This is a genomic window from Amycolatopsis sp. NPDC021455, from assembly GCF_040640995.1.
Lineage (GTDB): Bacteria > Actinomycetota > Actinomycetes > Mycobacteriales > Pseudonocardiaceae > Amycolatopsis.
The window spans coordinates 1-15,389 of sequence record NZ_JBFACT010000058.1; the positions used below are offsets into that span (position 1 = coordinate 1).

Sequence of the window (15,389 nt, forward strand, 5' to 3'; positions counted from 1 at the left end):
GGCAGCCGCTCGATCGTGGTGTGGGAGTCGGCGGACCTCGTGCGGTGGAGCGCGCCGCGGCTGGTGCGGGTCGCGCCGGAAACGGCGGGCAACGTCTGGGCGCCGGAGGCGTTCTTCGACCCGGTGCGCGGTGCGTACGTGGTGTTCTGGGCGTCCAACGTCTACCCGGCGGACGACCCCGGCCACACCACGACGTCGTACAACCGGATCATGTACGCGACCACCCGGGACTTCCGCACGTTCAGCGAGCCGAAGACGTGGTTCGACCCGGGGCATTCGGTGATCGACTCCACGGTGATCCGGGACGGCGGCGAGTACTACCGGTTTTCCCAGGACGACCGCGGCCCCGGCGGTGGTGGCTCGACGCCGTGCGGCCGGTACATCACCGAGGAGAAGTCCAGGGTGCTCACCAGCCGCGGCTACGACCTGGTGAAGGAGTGCATCGGCAAGGACGCGATCGTCGGCGGCGAGGGCCCGCTGGTGTTCCGCTCGAACACCGAGAAGAAGTGGTACCTGTTCATCGACGAGTACGGCGGCGCCGGCTACCAGCCGTTCGAAACCACGGACCTGAACTCCGGCGACTGGCGCCCCGTGACGGGTGCGCAGCTGCCCGGCAAGCCCCGGCACGGCACGGTCCTGCCGGTGACCCAGGCCGAATACCGTCGGCTGGCCGAGAAATACCAGAACAGGTAGACCTCGACCGTAGTCGTCAGTCAGTCGCCCCTAGCTCCTCCAGCACACGTTCGGCGACCAGCATGGCGCCGCGGGCATTCGGTACTCCGGCGTACACCGCTGAGTGAAGCAGTACCTCCGCGATTTCTTCGGGAGTCAGTCCGTTGCGTACTGCCACTTCGGTGTGCAGTGCGATCTCGTCCTCGCGTCCGAGTGCGGTGAGGATGGCGAGAGTGATGCAGCTGCGCGTGCGGTGGTCCAGCGTCTCGCGGCTCCACACTTGGCCCCAGACGGATCGGGTCAGGTAGTCGAAGAACGGACGGTTGAACGGGCTCAACCGGGCGATCGAGCCGTCGACACGGTCATCGCCCAGCACCTCTCGGCGCACCCGCATGCCGCGCACGAAATCCGGGTCCCATTCCAGGTCGCGCTCCGGGTCGGTCACAGGTGCCCCCACGAGGCGTGCCCGGTGACGATGTCGAGAAGGTGCTCGATCTCCGCCGGCAGCTCGTCCCCCCGCCACACGACGTGGTGGTCGGAGCGCACGAGGGCGGCCCGGCGCTCGTACAGGGCCAACAGCGACTCGCGGTCCCCTTCGTCCGGCGCGAAGACCGCCAGCGGTATCCCGCGTTCCTCGGCGCGCTTCGTCAGCTCGGTTGCGTCTACTGCGCCGAGGTCGAGCAGCGTGAACCCGGGGCCGAGGTGGTCATACAGCGAGCTTCCGTCCGCCAACCAGAGGTGCGGCGCGCGGTAACCGGGAGCCGCGCACGGCGTGTAGTCGGCGAAGGTCGGTTCGGGCAGATCGCGCTCGGTGCCGTCGCGGACGATCAGCGGGGAGGCCGAGTAGCGGTAGCCGAGCTGCCCGCCCATCCGCTTGAACTGCACCAGCTTGCGCTCGAGGATGTCCTGTTTGACCGCCTCTCGAACCGCGTCACCCTCGGGACCGTCGGTCTCGATGCCGTCCTGGACGAGCTCGATGGCGCCCAGGGCGTGGTTGGCCTCGGAGCCCAGCTGGATGAACCGCACGGCCTCCCGCCGGTCGATGGAGTACGACGGGATGAGCGCCGAACCGCCCCACCCCTGCACGAGTGCGGCGAGTTTCCAGCCGAGGTCCGCGGCGTCCCCGATCCCGGAGTTCATGCCGAAGCCACCCTGCGGGGAAACCATGTGCGCGGCATCGCCGGCGAGCAGGACGCGCCCGAAGTCGAACCGCGGCGCGAGCAGCGAGTTCTCGGCGAAAGCGCCGCCGGAGAGCGGCTCGAGATCGACCTCCTGCCCGACGGCCTTGAGGATGAGACCCTTGACCTGGTCCCAGTCGTCGCCATCGACGCCCTGCGGCGCCGGGCCGGCGAAGTACTGCCAGGTGTCCGGGCCCTGCGGCGTGATCAAGTCGCTTCCGCGGTCCTCGTTGTAGAAGTAGGCCATCGACACAGCGGGTCCCGCGGTCCAAACCTCGCGGAGCTGCCTGGAGCGGAAATGCCACGAGAGGCTCATCGCCAGGGTGCGGCCCTCGTGGCGCACGTTCAGGACCTTGCGCAGGTTCCCGCGTGAGCCGTCGGAGAGAACGAGGTAGGAGCCGCGGACCCGGTAGGCGGCACCGTCCGCGCCCTTGACTTCGACGCTGACGCCGTCGTCGTCCTGCGCGAAGGTGACCACCTCGTTCTCGTTGCGGTAGTCGATCAACGGCAGCTCGGCGACCCGGGCCCACATGGTCTTCTCGATGCCCTCGTTCGGCGCCCATTCGGCGACCTCGGACGCGAACGGCAGCGGCTCGCTCCACTCGTACGAACGGGGCAGGTTGAGGATGAGATGACCGTTGAGGCGGGTCACGAACGACACGTCGCGCTGGATGTCCTCGGGCACCGGGTCGTTCTTCCGCAACGCGTCCGCCATGCCCCAGCGGCGGAAGTGCTCCATCGAGCGCACGTTCGTCATGTTGGTGCGCAGCAGGAACGGCTTTCCGCGCTCCCGCCGCTCGAGGACGATGCTCCGCACTCCTCGCAATGCCAGGTCGATCGCCAGCGCCGAACCGACGGGGCCGCCGCCCGCGATGACCACCGGGGCGTCCACCGGCCTGTTCGTGCTCATGGTCGAACCTCTCTTCTCGTGACTGCCACAGTATGGGCTGGAAGGGCATCAATCCAGTCTTCATCTATGGACAAATGTCAGACTATAATCGCGGGCAGGACTCGATGAAGAGGAGTTGGTGGATGGACGCCCAGCCGGTGGACCAAGAGGCGGTCGCACGAGCCGTCGACGCGATCGAGAAGGCGCTCGGACCCGACGCTGTGCTCAGGAGCCGCGCGGACCTCGATGAGTTCCGGGACCCCTTCTGGATCCTGGGCTCGGACGACAACGACGTGGCGGCGGCCGTGCTGCCGGCCGGCGTCGAGGAAGTGCAGGCCGTCGTTCGCATCGCGAACGAGTTCAAGGTTCCGCTGTGGACAGTGAGCACCGGCCGCAACTACGGGTACGGCGGCGCTTCACCGCGGGTGCCCGGCTCCATCCTCGTCAACTTGTCCCGGATGAACCGGGTCCTCGAAGTCGACACCGAGCTGGGCTACGCGGTCGTCGAACCCGGAGTTCGCTGGTTCGACCTGGTCGACGCGCTCGAGGACCACGGCGGTGAGTGGTGGTCTTCCATCCCGGACCTCGGCTGGGGATCGGTGATCGGCAACAGCCTCGAGTACGGCCGCGGGCACACGCGCTTCGGCTCGCACGCCGAGAACGTCGTCGGCATGGAGGTCGTGCTGCCGAACGGCGAGGTGATGCGCACCGGCATGGGGGCCATGGAGGGCAACCGCGCCTTCCACGCCTACCCGTTCGGCTTCGGCCCGATGGTCGACGGCCTGTTCTTCCAGTCGAACATGGGGATCGTCACGCAGATCGGCTGGCGGCTGATGAAGCGGCCCGAGAAGTACGCGTCCTGCTGGGTGCACTTCGACGGCGACGAGATCATCGTCCCGGTCATCGATGCCATGCGCGAGCTCATGCTCGACGAGACGATCAACAACTACCCGTTCCTCGGCCGCGGCGTTGCGGCCAACGCCGAGGGCCAGCCCGACCTCGACCCGAACAGCCAGAAGTGGGCGCTGCGCTTCGCCCTCTACGGATACGACGAGATCGTCGAGGCGAAGTGGCGCATCGTCGATCGGGTCCTCGGCGCGATTCCCGGTGTCGAGATCGGCCGCAAGGTGTTCGACGGGACCGACCGGGCCGGTCCGCTCGAAGGGATCCACGACGACAAGGTTCAGGCGGGGATCCCCGGCATGGAGCTGCTCGACCTGTACAAGGTTCCCTTCGGCCCGGACACCGGCCACCTCGACTTCTCGCCCGTCGGCCCCCTCATCGGCACTGAGGTGCTCAAGATGATCCGGCTGGTGCGCGGCATGTACGAGGAGTTCGGCGAGCCGTACGCGGCAGGCTGCATGCTCCTCCCGAACAGCATCCTGGTCGTGTCCGTGATGTTCTTCGATCCCAAGGACGCCGAGAAGACCAAGCGCATCTACGACAACTACGACCCCATGCTCAAGCGGATCGCGGCCGAGGGGTACGGGTTGTACCGCTCGCACATCTTCAAGATGGACGCCGTGGCCGCGACCTTCGACTTCAACGATCACGCGTATCTGCGGTTCGTCGAGACGATCAAGGACGCGGTGGACCCCAACGGGATCCTCCAGGCCGGCAAGCAAGGGATCTGGCCGCGGAAGCTGCGCGTTCAGCGTTGAGCACAAGACCCGCCGGACCGAGTGGTCCGGCGGGTCTTCGTGACTGCCGGCGTCACACTTTCACGAGGATCTTCGCGTCCTGGCGCAGCGAAGCCTGCCGCACGGCATCGGTCGCCGCGGCCAGATCGAAGCGGGCGGTGACGATCGGGCGAAGGTCGATCCGGCTCGCGGCATGCAGGGCGATGACGGGATCGAGCCCGCCGATGTTCCCGATCGACCCGTGCACGCTCGCCCCGCGAAGCAGGTAGGCCATCGTCTGCATCGGCACTGCGCCGCTCTCCGATCCCAGCAGCACCACCTTGCCGCCGACCGAGATCGACCTCTCGATCTCCGGAAGGACAGCCGCAGCCGCCCCGGCCGCCTCGACGCACATGTCGGCACCTTCACCGGACGTCTGCTCCAAGACCACATCGGACGGACGCATTCCGTCACCGCGCAGCTTGGTGACGTCGTAGGCGGCATCCGCTCCTACGAGTTCGGCGAGCTTGCACCGAGCCGGCTCGGTGTCGAATGCCAGCACCTTCGCCGCGCCGGCCGCGCGGAGCAGGGAAACCGAAGCGAGCCCGATCGGCCCGCAGCCGTGGACTGTCGCGATGCCGCCGGGGCGGAACCCGCCGCCGCGCAGGAACAGTCCGACGTAGGCGACGCTGGCCGGTTCGCAGAGTGCACCGATTTCATAGGTGTCGCGCTCGGAGTACCGCTCGCGCACAGCGGCGAGAGAGCGGACGTTGCTCTCCCTCGACAGCACGAACTCGGCCATCCCGCCATCGATGGTGAAGCCGCTGTCCTCGGCATCGACGCAGTGGCCGGGGAGACCGGACCGGCAGGCGCCGCAGCGTCCGCAGTACTGCAGCGTCTGCACCGCCACCGGGTCACCCGGCCGGACCCGCCGCACCTCGGCACCCACCTCGACCACCTCGCCGGCGATCTCGTGCCCGGGGACGAGCGGTAACCGCACCCGGTAGGGGAGCAGCACATACCCCTCGTCGTCCGTCTCGTGGAGATGGACATCGGACCCGCAGATCCCGACCGCCTTGCTCCGCACGAGCACGTCGTGCGGGCCCGCCACGCGGGGCACCGCACGCTCGTCCAGCGTCCACTTCGGTTCGCGCCAAGCCGCCGTGGCATCCCGCGCCCAACGGCCGGCGACCTCCTCCGGGGAGAGCTCACGGCGCGGCGCCCATTCGCCTTTGATCACCACGGCACGCATCTCGACACCCTCGGCAGCCACGGACTGAGGTCAGACATCAGTCCTATGTTGAACATCTGACATTTAGTATCATTGACAGTGTACGAACCATCACGACAGGAATGAGAGCCGATCGATGAAGATCCGCCGAGTCGTCACCGGCTTCGACCGGGACGGACGCAGCTGCGTCGTCTCCGACGGGCCCGCGCCGCGGACCCACGACTTCAAACACTTACCCGGGTTCAGCAACACCGCGGTCTGGTCCTTGGCCGACGCGGTCGCGCCGACGGGATCGCCGGCGGACCCGACGCCGAGCCTGACGACGCTCATGCCCGGCCCGGGCGGCTCGGCGCTGACCATCGTGCGGTTCCCTCCCGCCGCCGCTCTCGCGGACGTCGACTTCGAGGCGGCAGCAGAAGAGCAGGCACGCGAGCTTCCCGGACTCGCCGACACGTTCGATCCCGACCGACCGGGCTTCCACGCGACGCGAACCGTCGACTACCAGATCGTGCTCAGCGGCGAACTGTGGCTCGGCCTGGACACGGGGGAGGAGACCCACCTGCGCGCCGGCGACGTCGTCATCCAGAACGGCACCAGCCACGCCTGGACCAACCGGGCCGATGAGCCCGCGATCCTCGCTGCCGTCTCGATCGGAACCGAACAGGCGGGGTGAGCGAGCACGCCGCTCGTCGTCGAGATCAGATCTCGACGACGAGCTTGCGGTGCGGGCTGGACAGGATCCGGCCCCACGCGTCCCCGACCGACGCGAACGGCACGCGCTCGACCTCGATGCTCAGCTGCCCGGCGTTCGCCCAGCCGATCAGCTGCTGGTAGGCGGCCTCCCAGGCGTCGAGCGGCACGAAGGGCTTCAGGAATCCGAACACGCTCCGACCGGTCAGGAACGGGTAGGCGATCGAGCTGGCAGGCGTTCCGCCGGACATGCCGACGACCACGTAGCGAGCTCCCATCTTCGTGGCGGGGAGCGCGGCCTCGAAGGCCGGTCCCATCACGGTGTCGAGCACGACATCGAAGCCGATCGCGGCCGCCGCCTTCAGTTCCGCAGCGTCATCCTGGCCGCCGAGCACGACGAAGTCGTCGATTTTCCCTTCGCCCTTGAGCTTCTCGAGCGTCTCGCCACTCCGCCCCGCACCGACGACCCGGCCGGCGCCGAGGAGCTTGGCGGCCTGGGCGCCGACCTGGCCGACCGCGCCGGTGGCGCCCAGGACCAGCACCTCGTCACCGGCCCGGAGTTCGGCGCGCCACTGCAGGGCGGTCAGCGCCGTGATGCCCGAGGTGCCGAGCGCCGCCGCGAGACCGTCGTCGAGACCGTCGGGGATGGCGTAGGAGCGCGAACGGTCGCCGAGCAGGACCTTTTCGGCGAGCGCCCCATACGGTGCCTTCGCGTCGCTGAAGTAGACCTTGGTGCCGTCGGCGAGCCGGCCCACGCCCTCGGAACCGACCACGGAGGGAACCGCCGGAGGACCGAACGGGCCACCCGCCGCCAGTCGCAGATCGATGGGGTTGAGCGCCGCGACGATCACGTCGACGACCTGCTCGCCCGGACCCGGCCGGGGGGCGTCGAACTCGCCGACGGCGGGTACGCCACCGACCTCGTTGAGGACTGCTGCCTTCATCGTCTTCTCCTCGTTGTCGGTGGCCCCCGGGATGCGGTTGTTCGCGACTCCGCCCTGCGCGGTGACCTGGCTGCGGAACATGTCGGTGGACCGGGTGCCGAGACCCAGCACGTAGCGAATGGACCGTTCGGCCACCAGGTCCCAGTCCATGAACGCGTGGTTGGCGATCACGTTGATGTCCCGCCGGTAGCGCTGCAGCGCTTCCTTGCTCTGGTACGGACTCGAGCCCATGCCGTCACAGAGGATGCCGATCAGCTCCTGCGCGAGGTGGACGATCGTGGTCTGATCGAGCTCGATCTGCCCGATCTCCTCCTGGCTCCACGGCTCCAGCGCGTCGCACTTCCGGATCGAGTCCTCCAGGATGTGCGTGTAGAGCATCTGGGCACAGCGGAGCTTTTCCCACGCTTCCGCGAACCGCATCCGGGACTGCGGCAGGTCCTGGCGCGTCGCGCCACCGAAGGCCCGCGTGGTCCCGAGGCGCGACTTCACGATGTCGACCACGGCCTCGGCGGAGCCCAGCGCGATGGCGGTGATCATCATCCCGAGGCTCGCGAAGGGCGGGTAGCGGAGGAACTTCTCTTCGTGCGACGTGCCGGGGTGCTTGTCGATGGACAGCATCTCCTCGAGCGGGATGCTGTAGCTGTCGCGGATGAAGACGTCGTCGAGCGTGACGCTCGCGCTCCCGGTGGCCGCCATGCCGGACATGTGCCAGTCGTCGTTGACCGTGACGCCCGGCTGGTCCAGTTCGATGAGGAACGTCGTCGGCGTCAGGGTGCCGTCGATCGTGACCATCGTCGAAAGGAAGGTGTGCGTCGAGTTCCACAGGCCCGAGGCGTAGCGGAAGGTGCCGCTGACCCGGAACCCTCCGTCGACCTTCTCGCCCTTGCCGGCCGGCGTCAGGGGAGCGGAGGCGAGGATGAAGGTGCGCCCGGCGAAGATCTCCTTCTGCGCGTCCCAGTCGAGGTGCGCTGCCATCCAGCTGTGCTCCATCAGGAACGCCAGCGTCCACGCCGCGGACGTGTCGCCGTGCGCCAGAACGCGGGCGACCTCGCAGAGCGCGCGGGATCCGAGCCCCTGGCCGCCCCACACGCGCGGGGTGAGCGCATCCATGAGGAACTCGGCGTCCTTGACGGTCTGCGGCGGCTGGTAGCGCAGCGCCTCGGCTTCCTGCGCGCGTGCGCGCAGGGTCGGAATCAGCACCTTCGCCTTCTCGATGAGACGGTCGGTGCGCTCCTCGAAGTCCGGCTCACCCGCGCCCACCGATGCGGGCTGTCCAGTGCTGGTCGGATCCACATCCACAGTGGTCATTGATTACTTCCCATCGCTGTCTCGGGCGTGCCCGCGTCCCGCCTCGTGGCGAATCCCGCTTGCGCGCGCACACCGCCCGCCCGTAGCCGACGCTATGGCATCTGTCTGACATTTGTCAACCAGTCTTTTTGATGTCAAACTTCAGCGGAGAGGGTTACTTTTCACGATGCGCTTCCGACCTGTTCGGAAGGAGATGGGAGACGCCCGATGCGGCTTGCGACAGTGCGTACAGAATCCGGTCCGGCGGCGGTCGTCGTGGTCGGCGACGAAATCGTCGACATCGCGAATGCGGTGCCCGGACTGCCCGGCACCCTGGTGGGGATCCTCGAGCTCGGCGAGGTCGGTCTCGGCGTGATCGCGGACGCGATCGCTTCGGGGGCCGCGCGGTCGGCCTTGGACCCGTCGACGCTGATGTCACCGATTCCCCGGCCGCCGAAGTTCTGGGCGATCGGGATGAACTACGCCGAGCACGTCCGCGAGACCGGGAAGCCGTTCCCCGAGTTCCCGACCGTCTTCGCGAAGATGCCCAACACCGTCACCGGGCCTTACGCCGACGTCGAGCGGCCCGCGGTGTCCGACCGGCTCGACTTCGAGTGCGAGCTGGGAGTCGTGATCGGCAAGCGCTGCCGGCACGTCAGCAGGGAGAACGCGCACCGGGTCATCGCCGGCTTCACGGTCGTCAACGACTACAGCGTCCGGGACTTCCAGATGCGCGGGGGCCAGTGGGTGCTCGGCAAGTCGTTCGACGGGCACGGCGTCATCGGGCCGTGGCTCGTCACGCCCGACGAGGTCGACCCGCACCGGCTGCCGATCCGCACGATCGTCAACGGCGAGGTGCGGCAGAGCTCCACCACGGAGAACCTCATCTTCGACTGCTACCGCCTGATCGAGGAACTGTCCAGCGCCGCGACCCTGGAGGTGGGCGACGTGATCGCGACCGGCACCCCCGGCGGCGTCGGCGTCATGGAGAACCGCTTCCTCGTACCCGGTGACGTCGTGCGGGTCGAGATCGACGGGATCGGTCACCTCGAGAACCGCATCGTCCAGGAGGGCGCGTCCGTGGAGTGGATCGAGGACTCGGCGACAGCCGCGGTCTGACCCGGCGCTGCCGGAACGATCGCCGGGGTGGAGCAAGGACTTCCTGCTCGACCCCGGCGGTCATCGGGTGCTGTTGTTGCTGGAGGAGGGATTCGGTGTGGTCACGCCGCCGTAGTTCAGCGCGCCGAAACCGACGACAAGGACGAGACAGGTGGCAGTGGCGGCTCCGGACAACCAGGTTCGACGTCGACGGTGTCGCCTCGGGGGTGCGGGGGACACGGCTGGGGATCGGTTGGTGGACAAGGTGGTTGCGATCACGGCGAGGATGAAAAGAAGCGTGGCGCAGACGATGAACACGTCGGCCAGGTTGTAGCGAATCGGACCGAGCGCGATGAAGTCGACCGCTCCGCGCACGCTGCCCGGGGCGGTCAGGTAGTGCAACCCCAGGCGGTCGAACAGATTGCTGATCCAGCCACCGACCATGAGGCCGGCGGGAACGAGAATGACCGCGGACGGTCGGCGGCGGGTCAGGACGACCGCGGCGGCAGTCAGTACACCGAAGTCCATCAGGTCGAGCAGTGCGCCGGTGGTCGGGTCGGCGTACCAGTGACTGATCGTGTCGCCGACGAGGAAGTTGCCGCCGTAGTTGATTTTCGCCAGAGGTGCGTGCCGCCAGGCCCACCACTTGCCGAGTTGGTCCACCACGGTGACCACCGCCATCAGGGCAAGCATCGCCGGTCGGTGCGCCAACCCACCGTTTCGTGTCACCTGGGTTGGGTGGACAGCGGCTGTCGTCGAGTCGTCGCTCATGATCGCGTCCCCTGGCGGTAGCGGTCAGTGTGCTTCTTGTCGCCCAGGGTGACTGTTGATTATTGCGGAATCTTTACGATCAGTAACCTTCTGTGTGCCAATTGCTCACAACTCAGCATCGACGGAATCCGGTCTGAGCGCCGGGATGTCCCAGTGCTCCACGATTCGGCGATCGGCCAGCCGGAAGATGTCGACACCGAGGCCGGTCAGGTTTCCGACGCGGACGCGCTCGAGCAACCACACCAGATCGCCTTCGGCGACGGTGACGACCACCGTGAAGCTCGGCCTGAACTCATCCGGAAGGCCACCGGTTTCCTCCAGGGAGCGGCGGATGGCCTCAGGACCGTCGGGGATGTTCTCGTTGTGCTGGAGGTAGACATCGCCCCAGTGATCGGCCACGACAGTGGGATCGAACTCCAGGAATCGGGCGAAGGCCGCCGACGCGACCTCGCGGTTGATCGCGGCTTCCCCTTGCCCCGCACCGTGAGTGAGCTGGTAGGCATCGCTGAACACCGACCTTCCGCTGACCGTGCTCGACGGCACGGCGGCGTGGAGCTGCCAGTGCTCCGCGACCCGGTCGCCGGCGAAGCGGAAGAATTCACACCAGGACTCGCCGCTGAACTCGTCACGCGGATCGGTTGAAGCCTGCCAGTGCACGGCCACGAACTCGCCATCGGAGACGGTTCGTTTCACCGTTGCGACGACTCCGGGAAGGCGAGTCTGCAGCTCGAGGTAGAGCCGACGCGCTCCGGCCGGTCCGTCGCCGAGCGGCTGGGAGGAGCGGTGATGGCAGGCATCCGGCCAGAAGATCGTCTCGAGGACGTCGCCGCTCTCGACGTGGAGGCGTCCGGTGGTCAGGGCGTCGTAGATGCGCAGGACCGACTGACGCCGGCGTTCGGATTCGAGCATGAGCTGTGGTTCTCCGGTCGCAATCAGAGGAGGACTCCCGCCGTCGTGTCCGCGGCGGCGTCATAGCGGTGGCAGGCCACGTGTCCGCCGTCGGCCGCGAGGTGGACCGGCGGCTGCTCGACCCAGCACCGGTCCTCCGCGAACCCGCACCTGGGTGCGAAGGGGCAGCCTCCACCCCGCGGTGGCTCGGGGTGAGGATCGGGCGCGCGGCGCGGCTGAGCCGGCCGGTCGAGCTCGGGCGAGGCCGCGACCAGGGCCTGGGTGTACGGATGGCGTGGGTGACGGGCCACCGTCCGCGCGGGCCCGTCCTCGAGCACCTGGCCGCGGTAGAGCACCACGATCCAGTCGGACATGTAGCGCACGACGTCGAGGTCGTGGCCGATGAAGCAGTAGCTGAGCGAACCGGCTCGCTGCGCGTCCTTGAGGACGTTCAGCACCTGCGCCTGGACCGACACGTCGAGCGCGCTGACCGGCTCGTCGCAGATGACGAGGCTCGGATCGCTCATGAGGGCACGCGCGATGGCGACGCGCTGGCGCTGCCCTCCGGAGAGCCGCGCGGGGTAGCTCGCCGCCACCGCGCGGGGCAGTCCCACGCGGTCGAACAGATCCGAGAGCCTGGCGAACGCTTCGCTCCGCACGCGCCGGCTCCTGGGCACCTCCTCGGCGACGCTGACCGCGACCGGCAGCGACGGGTTGAGCGAGCTGTACGGGTCCTGGAAGATCGCCCGGATCTGGCCCGGTTCCCGGCGCCGGCGACGATGGGCGTCGCCGCTGACGTCCTGCCCGTCGAACAGGATGCGTCCGGCGCTGATGGGCACCAGCCCGAGGATGGCGCGACCGATCGTCGTCTTTCCGGAGCCGGATTCGCCCACCAGGCCGAGTGTCTGGCCGGCCCGGATCGTGAAGTTCACGCCCGAGACCGCGGTGACCCGGTGGATGCCGCGCCGGTACTCGATCGCCAGGTCGGCGACCTCGAGCAGGGGAGACTCAGACACGTTCCGACACTTCCTCGTGTTCGGGGCCGACGCGGAGGGGGTTCAGGCAGCGCACACTGTGCTCTCCGTCCACTTCGGTCAGCGGAACAGCTGCCGACCGGCACTGCTCGGTGCTGAAGTCGCAGCGCGACGCGAAGCGGCATCCGGTCGGCCACTCTCCCGGCGCCGAGACCGAACCGCGGATCGTCGGAAGCGGCAGGTCGTCGTCGACGATGGTGGAGGGACGGCACGCGAGGAGCGCCGAGGTGTAGGGATGAGCCGGCTCGTGCGTGATCCTGTTCAGCCGCCCGTGCTCGACCAGCTCGCCGGCGTACATCACCAGGGCCCGGTCACAGACCTGCGCCACCACGCCCCAGTCGTGGCTCACCAGGAGAAGTGCCATGCCCAGGTCCTTCTGCAGCGCGCGCAGGAGGCTCAGGATCTCGGACTGCACGGTGACGTCGAGGGCAGTCGTCGGCTCGTCCGCGATGAGCAGGCGCGGCCGGGTCGCGATCGCCCGCGCTATCCCGATCCGCTGTGCCATCCCGCCGGAGAGCTCGTGCGGAAAGCGCTTGGCCACGCCGGCGGGATCCGGAAGCTGAACCTGCTCGAGCAACTCGAGCACGCGGGCCTCGGCCTGCCTGCGCGAGAGTCCGTCTCTGGCCTGGACGATCCGGCGGAGCAGGACTCCCACCCGCAGGGTCGGGTCCAGGGCCGTCATCGGATCCTGAGCGATGTAGCTGACGGCGTTGCGGCGATAGTCGTTGAGGGAGCGGCCCTCCAGTGCCGCGACGTCGTAGTCGTCGAACCGGATGGAGCCCGCGACGATCTCCCCGCCATGCGGAAGCAGGCGAGCGATGGCTCGGGCGATCGAACTCTTGCCGCACCCCGACTCGCCGACGACGGCGACCGATTCCCCGGCCGCGATCGAGAAGCTGACGTCGCTCGCGACGCACCGCGGGCCGTCACTGGCGGAGTACGCCACGGAGACGTTGTGGAGTGTCAGCAGCGTTTCCTCGGCCGGCGCCGGTTCGGCGTCCGCGGGCCGCTGCGCTCGCCCGGCAAGGACCCCGGGGCTCGGCTTCCGCGAACGCCGCCGGCGTGCGGGTGCGCCGCTCCATGCCTCGACCGCGACATCGCGGACGCCGTCACCGATCAGCACCAAGGCGAGCGACACCAGCCCCAGGGCAACGCCGCCGGACACGAGGGGCCAGGGACTCTTGTTGAGGACCTGGGACCCCTCGGCGATCATCGAGCCCCAGTCGGGGTTCGGGGGCTTCGCCCCGAATCCCAGGAACGACAAGCCGACGGTGAACTGCAGCGCGATGGCCGTGGCGAGGGCACTCTGGACCAACACGGGGCCGAGGACCCTGAGCAGGACGTGCCTGAAGATGATCCGTCGCGACGGCAGCCCGGCGACGACCGCCGCATCGACGAAGAGCTCGCCCTTCACCGCCAAGGCCGGGCCACGGACGTTGCGCACGATGGACGGTGCGAGGAGGAATCCCAAAGCGATCATCGCCAAGCCGAGGTGCCCGGAGAACGTCGACACCACGACAAGCATGACCACGATGGCGGGAAGGGAGAGACCGACGTCGGTCACCGTCGTCACGACACGATCGACCCACCCACCGGCGTACCCCGCCACCACGCCGAGGGGGACCGCGACGGCCACGGCGACGACGCTGACGACGAAGGCGTTCAAGAGCGTGGTCCGGCCGCCGTACAGAAGGCGGGTCAGCAGGTCGCGTCCCAGCTGGTCGGTTCCGAGGAGGTGCTGCGCGCTCGGCCCCGCAAGGCTGTGCCCCAGATTCACCTGGTTCGGCCCGCCCGAGGTCAACACGGGCGCGAGCACGCAGGCGGCGACGATCACGGCCAGGAGGACCAGCGACCCGGTGGCGAGACCGTTGCGGAGGTACTGGCGCAGCATGGTCTGCAGCGGGTTCGGCGGCGGGACCGGCACCGCGGCGGTTGCGTCGTTCATTGCACACGCACCTTCGGGTTGAGCCATCCGTACGCGAGGTCGACGGCGAGGTTTGCGGCGACGACCGCCAGGCAGAACACGACAGCGACACCCTGGAGCATCGTCAGGTCACCGGTCTGGGCGGAGCTGACCGCCAGCCCGCCCAGGCCGGGCAGGACGAAAACCGACTCGACCAGGACGGTTCCCCCGAACATGCCGATGAACAGCACCCCGGTCACCGTCACGATGGGGATCGCCGCGTTACGCAACCCATGGCGGAACATGATCTGTCGTTCGGAGAAGCCGTCAGCGCGCAACGCCGTGATGAACTCGCGGCCCATGACCTCGCGCATCGCGTCGCGCGTCTGCTTCGCGACGGCGGTGGTTCCCATGACCGCGAGTGCGATGACGGGCAAGACGAGCGAGCGAAGCCAGCCCCCCGGCGAATCGCCGAGTCCGACGTATCCCGTTGCCGGGAACCAGCCGAGTTTCACCGACAGGAAGTAGACGAGCATGAGGCCGAGCCAGAAGTTCGGGATGACGTAGCCGACCACGGCCAGGACGTCGGTCACGCGGCCGAGGCGACGGCCGCCGAGAGCGCTCACCATGCCGAGTCCGATACCGGCAACTGCGGCGACCAGAGTGCCGAGCAGCACCAGGGAGAGCGTCGTCGGCAGCCGCGTTCCGATCGCCTGGCCGACATTCTGGGAGGTCACGACCGACGCGCCGAGGTCACCCGTGACCGCACGCTCGAGCCAGTGCCAGTACTGCACGACGATGGGGTCGTCCAGACCGAGCTTCGCGTTGAGCGCGGCGATCGACTCCGGGGTGGCCGAGCTGCCCAGGATGGTCGCGGCCGGATCCCCGGGCGCCACGGCGGTGAGCACGAACGTCAGCGTGGAGACGATCAGGAGAAGCGGCACCGCGAGCAGCAGACGGCGCACGATCAGCCGGATCACCGCAGCCGGCCGATCCGGTCCGATCGAGAACGATCTCCGGCGGTCTGCTTGGCTGACTGCCGTCGGCGCACGTCAGGCGTGAGACTGGCGACGCCGGTCGCCTCGACTGTACGAACGGTGCTCGGAGACGGGGCACGAACGGCCGTCCTGGCTATCTCGACTTTCGCTGACAAGACTTCTCCTCGACTCCGACCGCTTCGGGTCA

At 68.4% G+C, this 15,389-nt stretch carries 13 protein-coding genes; 4 read left to right on the top strand and 9 right to left on the bottom strand.

Translation table 11 applies throughout. The features are described 5' to 3' along the window. Window positions 1-693 (top strand): glycoside hydrolase family 43 protein (locus tag AB0G28_RS38230; RefSeq protein WP_361101110.1); only part of this gene is annotated, 693 nt, incomplete at its 5' end. A 16-nt stretch (window positions 694-709) separates the two neighbouring features. On the opposite strand, the gene AB0G28_RS38235 is transcribed toward AB0G28_RS38230, so the two are convergent. Together AB0G28_RS38235 and AB0G28_RS38240 are read right to left on the bottom strand one after the other, a co-directional pair. Beyond that, window positions 710-1,066, bottom strand: a complete 357-nt coding sequence (locus tag AB0G28_RS38235; protein WP_361101259.1) for a carboxymuconolactone decarboxylase family protein — start codon at window positions 1,064-1,066, stop codon at window positions 710-712. 47 nt (window positions 1,067-1,113) lie between these two features. Further along, window positions 1,114-2,760 (bottom strand): FAD-dependent monooxygenase, encoded by a 1,647-nt coding sequence (locus AB0G28_RS38240; protein ID WP_361101113.1) that lies wholly within the window; start codon window positions 2,758-2,760, stop codon window positions 1,114-1,116. A gap of 122 nt (window positions 2,761-2,882) precedes the next feature. On the opposite strand from AB0G28_RS38240, the gene AB0G28_RS38245 reads away from it, so the two are divergent. Continuing rightward, a complete protein-coding gene (locus tag AB0G28_RS38245) occupies window positions 2,883-4,400 on the top strand; it encodes an FAD-binding oxidoreductase (RefSeq protein ID WP_361101116.1) in 1,518 nt (505 codons plus the stop codon). Between the two features lie 52 nt (window positions 4,401-4,452). On the opposite strand, the gene iolM is transcribed toward AB0G28_RS38245, so the two are convergent. Further along, complete coding sequence (iolM, locus tag AB0G28_RS38250; protein WP_361101119.1) at window positions 4,453-5,610, bottom strand: scyllo-inosose 3-dehydrogenase; 1,158 nt, start codon at window positions 5,608-5,610, stop codon at window positions 4,453-4,455. A gap of 115 nt (window positions 5,611-5,725) precedes the next feature. On the opposite strand from iolM, the gene AB0G28_RS38255 reads away from it, so the two are divergent. Next, window positions 5,726-6,262 carry a cupin domain-containing protein gene (locus AB0G28_RS38255; protein WP_361101122.1) on the top strand — a complete coding sequence of 179 codons (537 nt, stop codon included), beginning with the start codon at window positions 5,726-5,728 and terminating at the stop codon, window positions 6,260-6,262. A gap of 25 nt (window positions 6,263-6,287) precedes the next feature. Here AB0G28_RS38255 and AB0G28_RS38260 read toward each other — a convergent pair whose 3' ends face one another. Further along, window positions 6,288-8,531 (bottom strand): zinc-binding dehydrogenase, encoded by a 2,244-nt coding sequence (locus AB0G28_RS38260; protein WP_361101125.1) that lies wholly within the window; start codon window positions 8,529-8,531, stop codon window positions 6,288-6,290. Window positions 8,532-8,753: 222 nt separating this feature from the next. Between AB0G28_RS38260 and AB0G28_RS38265 the strand changes: the two genes are divergently transcribed. Next, window positions 8,754-9,629, top strand: coding sequence for a fumarylacetoacetate hydrolase family protein (locus AB0G28_RS38265; RefSeq protein WP_361101128.1), 876 nt, complete (start codon window positions 8,754-8,756; stop codon window positions 9,627-9,629). A gap of 60 nt (window positions 9,630-9,689) precedes the next feature. On the opposite strand, the gene AB0G28_RS38270 is transcribed toward AB0G28_RS38265, so the two are convergent. The 5 genes from AB0G28_RS38270 to AB0G28_RS38290 form a co-directional block, all read right to left on the bottom strand. After that, complete coding sequence (locus AB0G28_RS38270; RefSeq protein ID WP_361101131.1) at window positions 9,690-10,379, bottom strand: signal peptidase II; 690 nt, start codon at window positions 10,377-10,379, stop codon at window positions 9,690-9,692. Between the two features lie 105 nt (window positions 10,380-10,484). Further along, window positions 10,485-11,288 (bottom strand): nuclear transport factor 2 family protein, encoded by an 804-nt coding sequence (locus AB0G28_RS38275; RefSeq protein WP_361101134.1) that lies wholly within the window; start codon window positions 11,286-11,288, stop codon window positions 10,485-10,487. 23 nt (window positions 11,289-11,311) lie between these two features. Beyond that, window positions 11,312-12,283 (bottom strand): ABC transporter ATP-binding protein, encoded by a 972-nt coding sequence (locus tag AB0G28_RS38280; protein WP_361101137.1) that lies wholly within the window; start codon window positions 12,281-12,283, stop codon window positions 11,312-11,314. Continuing rightward, window positions 12,276-14,273, bottom strand: a complete 1,998-nt coding sequence (locus tag AB0G28_RS38285; RefSeq protein ID WP_361101140.1) for a dipeptide/oligopeptide/nickel ABC transporter permease/ATP-binding protein — start codon at window positions 14,271-14,273, stop codon at window positions 12,276-12,278. Before AB0G28_RS38285 ends, AB0G28_RS38280 begins: the two co-directional genes overlap by 8 nt. Then, entirely contained in the window at window positions 14,243-15,184 is a 942-nt protein-coding gene (locus tag AB0G28_RS38290) for an ABC transporter permease (RefSeq protein ID WP_361101143.1), read from the bottom strand. The genes AB0G28_RS38285 and AB0G28_RS38290 overlap by 31 nt, the downstream gene beginning before the upstream one ends. Between the last annotated feature and the right edge of the window lie 205 nt (window positions 15,185-15,389).

Bases quoted from the DNA above. Each gene is read 5' to 3' on its own strand.
- AB0G28_RS38240 (WP_361101113.1), bottom strand. From the start codon at position 2,760: ATGAGCACGAACAGGCCGGTGGACGCCCCGGTGGTCATCGCGGGCGGC.
- AB0G28_RS38235 (WP_361101259.1), bottom strand. From the start codon at position 1,066: ATGCGGGTGCGCCGAGAGGTGCTGGGCGATGACCGTGTCGACGGCTCG.
- AB0G28_RS38245 (WP_361101116.1), top strand. From the start codon at position 2,883: ATGGACGCCCAGCCGGTGGACCAAGAGGCGGTCGCACGAGCCGTCGAC.
- AB0G28_RS38270 (WP_361101131.1), bottom strand. From the start codon at position 10,379: ATGAGCGACGACTCGACGACAGCCGCTGTCCACCCAACCCAGGTGACA.
- iolM (WP_361101119.1), bottom strand. From the start codon at position 5,610: ATGCGTGCCGTGGTGATCAAAGGCGAATGGGCGCCGCGCCGTGAGCTC.
- AB0G28_RS38275 (WP_361101134.1), bottom strand. From the start codon at position 11,288: ATGCTCGAATCCGAACGCCGGCGTCAGTCGGTCCTGCGCATCTACGAC.
- AB0G28_RS38255 (WP_361101122.1), top strand. From the start codon at position 5,726: ATGAAGATCCGCCGAGTCGTCACCGGCTTCGACCGGGACGGACGCAGC.
- AB0G28_RS38260 (WP_361101125.1), bottom strand. From the start codon at position 8,531: ATGACCACTGTGGATGTGGATCCGACCAGCACTGGACAGCCCGCATCG.
- AB0G28_RS38285 (WP_361101140.1), bottom strand. From the start codon at position 14,273: ATGGCTCAACCCGAAGGTGCGTGTGCAATGAACGACGCAACCGCCGCG.